Origin of the sequence: Micrococcus sp. KRD070, assembly GCF_017168435.1 — a bacterium.
GTDB classification, from domain to species: domain Bacteria; phylum Actinomycetota; class Actinomycetes; order Actinomycetales; family Micrococcaceae; genus Micrococcus; species Micrococcus luteus.
Genome location: NZ_JABFNH010000017.1, coordinates 40,449 through 46,474 on the forward strand (window position 1 = coordinate 40,449; position 6,026 = coordinate 46,474).

Here is a 6,026-nt window from a genome sequence, read left to right on the forward strand (position 1 = left end):
CCCGACGACGACGCCTCCCTCACCGGCCCGCAGACCCCCACGCCCCAGCGCGTGGCCGCCGTGCGTGCGCTGCGCGAGCTGCTCGCCGCCGGCTACGGCACCGAGGCCCGGCCGATCGCCTCCTACGGCGCCCCCGCGCCCGGCACCCTCGGCGGCGTCTACCCGGACTACGACGACCGCGTGTTCCCCGGCCTCGTGGCCGCGCAGGAGCTGGCGGGCATCGACGTCGACTACCTGCGGAACGTGGACCGGGTGAGCGAGGCCGGCATCGCCGAGGCGTCCCTGGCCGACCTCGGCACGCTGTTCACCTACCTGGTGCGCGGCGAGCGGTTCGCGAACGGGCACGTGGCCGCCGCGATCGAGAACGGCAAGGTCGGCCGCATGCTGGACCGCCTGACCGCGCTGGTCCCCGAGATCCGCTGAGAGCGCACGGTGCGGAATACTGGGCGCATGCCCGCAGCCTCCGACGCCCCCACGCCCGCGCCCCGGCGCGGCCGCCTGGCCCCTTCCGGTGACCCCACTCCCGTGGAGAACGTCGCCACGCACCTGCAGGAGGGGTGGAACCGTTGGCACCGCGCCCGCGCGCTGCGTGCCGGCAACGTGCCGACGGTCATGGCGTTCACGGGCTACGGCAGCACCAGCTGGGTGCGGATCCTCTCCCGTGTGGTGATCGCCTCCGACGAGGAGTTCATGAACGGCCGTCGGCTGTCGAAGGTGGTGGCGGACGGCGTGCGCGGCTGGCGCAACTTCGTGGCCCCGCCCATGGCCTACGCCGAGGTGGAGGTGCAGGTGGGGGACCTGCGCACCACGGTGCGCACGGACCGGATGGGCGTCGTCGACGTCGTGCTGGACGTCGAGCTGGAGCCCGGCTGGCAGACCGCCACCCTCCACGTCGGCGGCCAAGAGGAGCACGCCGTCATGGACCTGTACATCTGCGAGCCGGGCGCGCGGATCGGCCTGGTCTCGGACATCGACGACACCGTGGTGGTCACCTCGCTGCCCCGCCCCCTGCTGGCGGCCTGGAACTCGTTCGTGATCGACGAGCACGCCCGCACGCCCACTCCGGGGATCGCCGTGCTGCTGCGCCGGATCGCCGAGCTCGAGCCGAAGGCCCCCGTGCTGTACCTGTCCACGGGCGCGTGGAACGTGGCGCAGACCCTCACCCGCTTCCTGGGCCGCAACCTCTACCCGCTCGGCGCTCTGCTGCTGACCAGCTGGGGGCCCACGAGGGACCGCTGGTTCCGTTCCGGTCAGGAGCACAAGAGGGTCCAGCTCGAGCGCCTCGCCGAGCAGTTCCCGGACATCCAGTGGATCCTGGTGGGCGACGACGGCCAGCACGACCCCGAGATCTACGCCGAGTTCGCGCAGCGCCACCCCGACCGGGTCAAGGCGATCGTCATCCGGCAGCTGACCCCCTCGCAGGCGCTGCTCGCGGGCGGCCGGGCGGAGGACACCCGCCATTCCACCCCGGGCATCCCGTGGTGCTACGGCCCGGACGGGGCCACGCTGTCCAATCAGCTCGAGGACCTGGGCATCCTGCCCGTCGAGTTCGTGGACGTGCAGCCCGAGGCATGGCGCGAGGACATCCTCGGTGACGACGAGGCGCCGGCGACCCTCGACGCCCCGGGGCAGCGCGACGGCCGGCCCGCGGACGAGGAGGCCGCCCGATGACCGCCTCGCGCTCCGTCGAGGTCCGCATCCCGCTGCGCTGGGCGGACATGGACGCCTACGGCCACGTGAACAACATCGCCGTGGTGCAGCTGCTGGAGGAGGCCCGCGTGGCGGCCTTCGGCGTGCCCGCGAACACCGGCGCCGGTGGCGGGCAGGCCCCGCCGATCGACCTCCTCGAGGGGGTGGCCCCCGGTGTGCGGACGTTCATCTCCGAGCACACTGTGAAGTACCGGGCCCAGATGCCCTACCGCCCCGTGCCGCTGCGCGTGGTGGTGAGCGTGGACGCCGTGAAGGCCGCCTCGGTGCACGTGGGCTACGCCCTGCACGACGGCGTCGACGACACCCTCTGCGCCACCGCGACGTCCGTCATGGTGTTCGTCGACGGGCAGACGGGCCGCCCCGTGCGCATCAGCCCCGAGCAGCGGGCGGCGCTGGCCGGCTGAGGCAGGCTGATGTGGGCTGCTGACTGCCCGGCAGCCGCCCAGCGACATCACCGCCGTGCAGCACGGCTGTGATGTCGCAGAGCGGAGGTCGAACGCTCGGGCTCGCGGAGGTCGGGACCGGGCCCGTGGGACGGCCGTGGATCAGACCGAGCGGGGGACGCCCGCGGCGGTGAGGATCCGCGCCAGCCGGTCCGGCCGCAGGAGGTCTCCCCACGTCCAATGCGCGCCCGCCCGGGTGACCAGCTGCAGGGCCACCTCCCGTTCCTTCTCCCGGCGGATGCTGGCGCGGCGGGCCGTGTCGTCACCGTCGAAGAACGACAGGTCGTACTTGCCCAGCCCGTCGAACTCCCCGTACACCCGCACCTGCTCCCACCAGAAGTCCGTGCGGGCCACCTCGCGTCCGTTCGCATCCCGGTGGCGATGCTGCAGCGCCGTGGGCGGGACGAAGCCGAGCTCGTGGATGCTGGCCCGGCTGTAGGACTCGCCGGCGGATTCCGCCCGCGCGTCCGCGAAGTGCCAGGCCCGCTCGAATCGGCGGAGGGCGGCCGCGGATTTGAGTCGGCTCTCCGCCTGCCTCGCCCAGCGTGCGGCCTCCTCGGGCCGGGCTCGGACGAGCGCGTCCAGCGGGGCCACGGCGTCGCGGAACGGGGTGGCCGCCCCCAGCACCAGCAGCACCGTGGGCAGCGGATCCGCCAGGACGGTTCCCAGGCTCTGCCCGTCCGACAGGACGGCCTCGACCGGCTGAGGCGCGGCGGGGGCCGCCTCCGGCAGCCCCCACCGGGGTCGGCGGCGCGGCGGGACGGGAAGCCGGCGGTCGTGGGCCACCAGGGAGGGGGCGAGGGGGACGGCGGGTCAGCGGACCGCAGCCGTGATGCCCGGGCGAGGGGGCGCGCAGCTCGAGCGCGGGCGGCTCGACGGCTGGCCCCAGACCGTGCAGCCGGGCCGCGGTCAGGCCCGTGAACACCGTCGCGGGGCGGGCGATCGAGAGGGCGACGGCGGACACGACCGCCCTGTCGCACGGACGCAGCGCGGCCCAGTCGCTGACGCTGATGTAGACGCGCGGGCAGAGCCGCACGAGGACCCCGCGGGTCCAGGCGCGTTCGAGACGACGCCGCGCCGCCCCGTCGTGAGGGTCCGCCGCGCTGAGCAGGGGCCCGCGTCCCGGGAGCAGCGCACGCGAGTGGTCGGAGAGCAGGGTCATGCGGCCCAGTGTCGTGGGCCCGTCCGGGGCGTGAGGGGTCGGCCGCGTCGGCGGTGGAGGGCACCCGACGTCGGGGAGCCTGTGCAGGAGTCGGGTGCCCTCGAGCGACCGCCGCCCTGCGACATCACCGCGCGTCAGAACGGCGGTGATGTCGCAGGGCGGCGGAGGATCACGGAAGGGGCAGGGCCAGGCCTCAGACCACGCCCTGGGCGATCATCGCGTCGGCGACCTTGATGAACCCGGCGATGTTCGCCCCCGCCACGTAGTTGCCGGGCGTGCCGTACTCCTCGGCGGTCTCCACGCAGCGGTCGTGGATGTCGCGCATGATCTGCTCGAGCCGGTCGTGGGTGTAGTCGAAGCTCCACGAGTCCCGCGAGGCGTTCTGCTGCATCTCCAGCGCCGACGTCGCCACGCCGCCCGCGTTGGCGGCCTTGCCCGGGCCGAACAGCGTCCCGGAGTCGACGAACAGGTGGGCGGCCGCCTCGGTGCAGGGCATGTTCGCGCCCTCGGCCACGGCCTTCACCCCGTTCTTCAGCAGGGTCCGCGCGGCGGACTCGTCGAGCTCGTTCTGGGTGGCACACGGCAGGGCCACGGTGCCCTCGACGTCCCAGACGCTGCCGCCGGTCACGTAGCGGGACCGCCCGCCGCGGCGCTCGGCGTACTCGGAGATACGGGCACGCTCGACCTCCTTGATCTGCTTGAGCAGGTCCAGGTCGAGGCCGTCCGGGTCCACGATGTAGCCCGAGGAGTCGGACGCGGTGAGCACGGTGGCCCCGAGCGCGGCGGCCTTCTCCGCGGCGTAGATGGCCACGTTGCCGGAGCCGGAGATCAGCACCTGCTGGCCGTCCATGGATTCGCCGCGCGTGCGGAGCATGGAGTCGACGAACATCACGGCGCCGTAGCCGGTGGCCTCGGTGCGGACCAGCGAGCCGCCCCACGTCAGGCCCTTGCCGGTGAGGGCGCCGGCCTCGAAGCGGTTGGTCAGTCGCTTGTACTGGCCGAACATGTAGCCGATCTCGCGGGCGCCCACGCCGATGTCACCGGCCGGCACGTCCGTGTGCTCACCGATGTGGCGATGCAGCTCCGTCATGAAGGACTGGCAGAACCGCATGATCTCGCGGTCGGACTTGCCGGCGGGGTCGAAGTCCGAGCCACCCTTGCCGCCGCCGATCGGCATGCCGGTGAGCGAGTTCTTGAAGATCTGCTCGAAGCCCAGGAACTTGACGATCCCGAGGTACACGGAGGGGTGGAAACGCAGCCCGCCCTTGTACGGGCCGAGCGCCGAGTTGAACTCCACGCGGAACCCGCGGTTGACCTGCACGACGCCGGCATCGTCGATCCACGGGACGCGGAAGATGATCTGGCGCTCCGGCTCGCAGAGGCGGTGCATGACCCCGGCCTCGACGTACTGGGGGTGGCGCTGCACCACCGGCCCCAGCGCCTCGAACACCTCGGACACCGCCTGGTGGAACTCGGCCTCGCCGGGGTTGCGCGCGAACACTTCGTCGCGCAGGGTCTCCAGAGACTCATTCATGGTGTCCTCCTCGGACGTCGGGATAAAGACGCCCCGCGGTGCCCCCGCCGTGGCGCGCCGCGGTCGGAGGAGGCCGCGGTGCCTGACGCCCATCCTGACAGGGAGCGCGCTCTGTTGCCGAAATGAGACGCGGGCCACCCCGGGCCCCGCGTTCGGCTCAGCGCGGCGGCGCCGCCTCGGTGTCGATGCTGGCCTGCTGGCTCTCGCTGTAGCGCGGGCCCGCCACGGTCGCGTCATTGACGAGGCCGTCCAGCCGGGCGACGTCGGCCGGGGTCAGCCGCACCTCGTGCGCGCCCCGGTCCTCGAGCCAGTGGTCCCACGAGGTGGTGCCCGGGATCGCCAGGACGTCCTTGCCCTGGGCCAGGACCCAGGCGACGGCGAGCCCCGCCGTGCTCGTCCCGAGCCGGACGGCCTCGGCCGAGAGCGCCTCGCGCAGCGTCAGGTTGGCCTCGTAGTGGCCCTCGGCGAAGCGGGGCAGCCGGTGCCGCAGGTCTCCCGCGTCCAGCCCGCCCAGCCGCGGCGGTGCGTCCGTGAGCAGGCCGCGGCTGATGGGGGAGAAGGCCACGAAGGCGGTCCCATGGCGGCGGCACGCCTCGAGCACGCCCCCTTCGGGGTTGCGGGTGGCGAGGGAGTACTCGGACTGCACGGCCGCGATCGGGTGGACGGCCACGGCCCGGGTCAGGGTGACGGCCGAGACCTCGGACAGGCCGATCGCCCCGATCTTGCCGTCCGTGACGGCCTCCGCGAGCGCTCCCACGGACTCCTCGACGGGGACCTCCGGGTCCAGCCGGTGCAGGTAGTACAGGTCGATCCGGTCCTGGCCGAGCCGGCGCAGTGAGGCGTCCACGTGCGCGCGCAGCGTCTCCGGGCGGCCGTCGATCCGCCGCTGCCCGTCCCGCACGAGCCCGCTCTTGGAGGCGAGCAGCACGCGCTCGCGGACGTCCGACCCCGCCCGGGCGAGCGCGCGCCCCACGAGCTCCTCGCTGCGGCCGCCGCCGTAGAGGGTGGCGGTGTCCAGGTGGTCGGTGCCGTCGTCCAGCACGCGGGTGAGCAGGTCGACGGCGGCGTCGTCGTCGAGGAATCCGGAGTAGCCGTGCACGATGTTCATGCATCCGAGGCCGACGGGGTGCACGTCCTTGCCGGCGAGGCGGCGGGGCGCGGCGGGATCGGGCAGGGG

The 6,026-nt window shown here is 73.5% G+C and carries 6 protein-coding genes; 3 read left to right on the forward strand and 3 right to left on the reverse strand.

Features of this window, described 5'->3' with window-relative positions; all coding sequences use genetic code 11:
• From J1M38_RS05440 to J1M38_RS05450, 3 genes are all read left to right on the forward strand, one after another.
• Nucleotides 1-423 (forward strand): DUF6508 domain-containing protein (locus J1M38_RS05440; RefSeq protein WP_206501194.1); only part of this gene is annotated, 423 nt, incomplete at its 5' end.
• A 27-nt stretch (nucleotides 424-450) separates the two neighbouring features.
• The gene (locus J1M38_RS05445) at nucleotides 451-1,671 is read left to right on the forward strand and encodes an App1 family protein (RefSeq protein ID WP_061866956.1); all 1,221 of its coding nucleotides are present in this window, start codon (nucleotides 451-453) and stop codon (nucleotides 1,669-1,671) included.
• The gene (locus J1M38_RS05450) at nucleotides 1,668-2,114 is read left to right on the forward strand and encodes a thioesterase family protein (protein WP_002853740.1); all 447 of its coding nucleotides are present in this window, start codon (nucleotides 1,668-1,670) and stop codon (nucleotides 2,112-2,114) included. The genes J1M38_RS05445 and J1M38_RS05450 overlap by 4 nt, the downstream gene beginning before the upstream one ends.
• A 141-nt stretch (nucleotides 2,115-2,255) precedes the next feature.
• Here J1M38_RS05450 and J1M38_RS12175 read toward each other — a convergent pair whose 3' ends face one another.
• From J1M38_RS12175 to J1M38_RS05465, 3 genes are all read right to left on the reverse strand, one after another.
• Nucleotides 2,256-2,939: a hypothetical protein gene (locus tag J1M38_RS12175; protein ID WP_274608410.1), complete on the reverse strand. Its 684-nt coding sequence runs from the start codon at nucleotides 2,937-2,939 to the stop codon at nucleotides 2,256-2,258.
• 569 nt (nucleotides 2,940-3,508) lie between these two features.
• Nucleotides 3,509-4,849, reverse strand: coding sequence for an NADP-specific glutamate dehydrogenase (gdhA, locus tag J1M38_RS05460; protein ID WP_020621604.1), 1,341 nt, complete (start codon nucleotides 4,847-4,849; stop codon nucleotides 3,509-3,511).
• Nucleotides 4,850-5,006: 157 nt separating this feature from the next.
• On the reverse strand, nucleotides 5,007-6,026 hold a 1,020-nt coding region (locus J1M38_RS05465; RefSeq protein WP_241246502.1), incomplete at its 5' end, for an aldo/keto reductase.

Bases quoted from the DNA above. Each gene is read 5' to 3' on its own strand.
- gdhA (WP_020621604.1), bottom strand. From the start codon at position 4,849: ATGAATGAGTCTCTGGAGACCCTGCGCGACGAAGTGTTCGCGCGCAAC.
- J1M38_RS05445 (WP_061866956.1), top strand. From the start codon at position 451: ATGCCCGCAGCCTCCGACGCCCCCACGCCCGCGCCCCGGCGCGGCCGC.
- J1M38_RS05450 (WP_002853740.1), top strand. From the start codon at position 1,668: ATGACCGCCTCGCGCTCCGTCGAGGTCCGCATCCCGCTGCGCTGGGCG.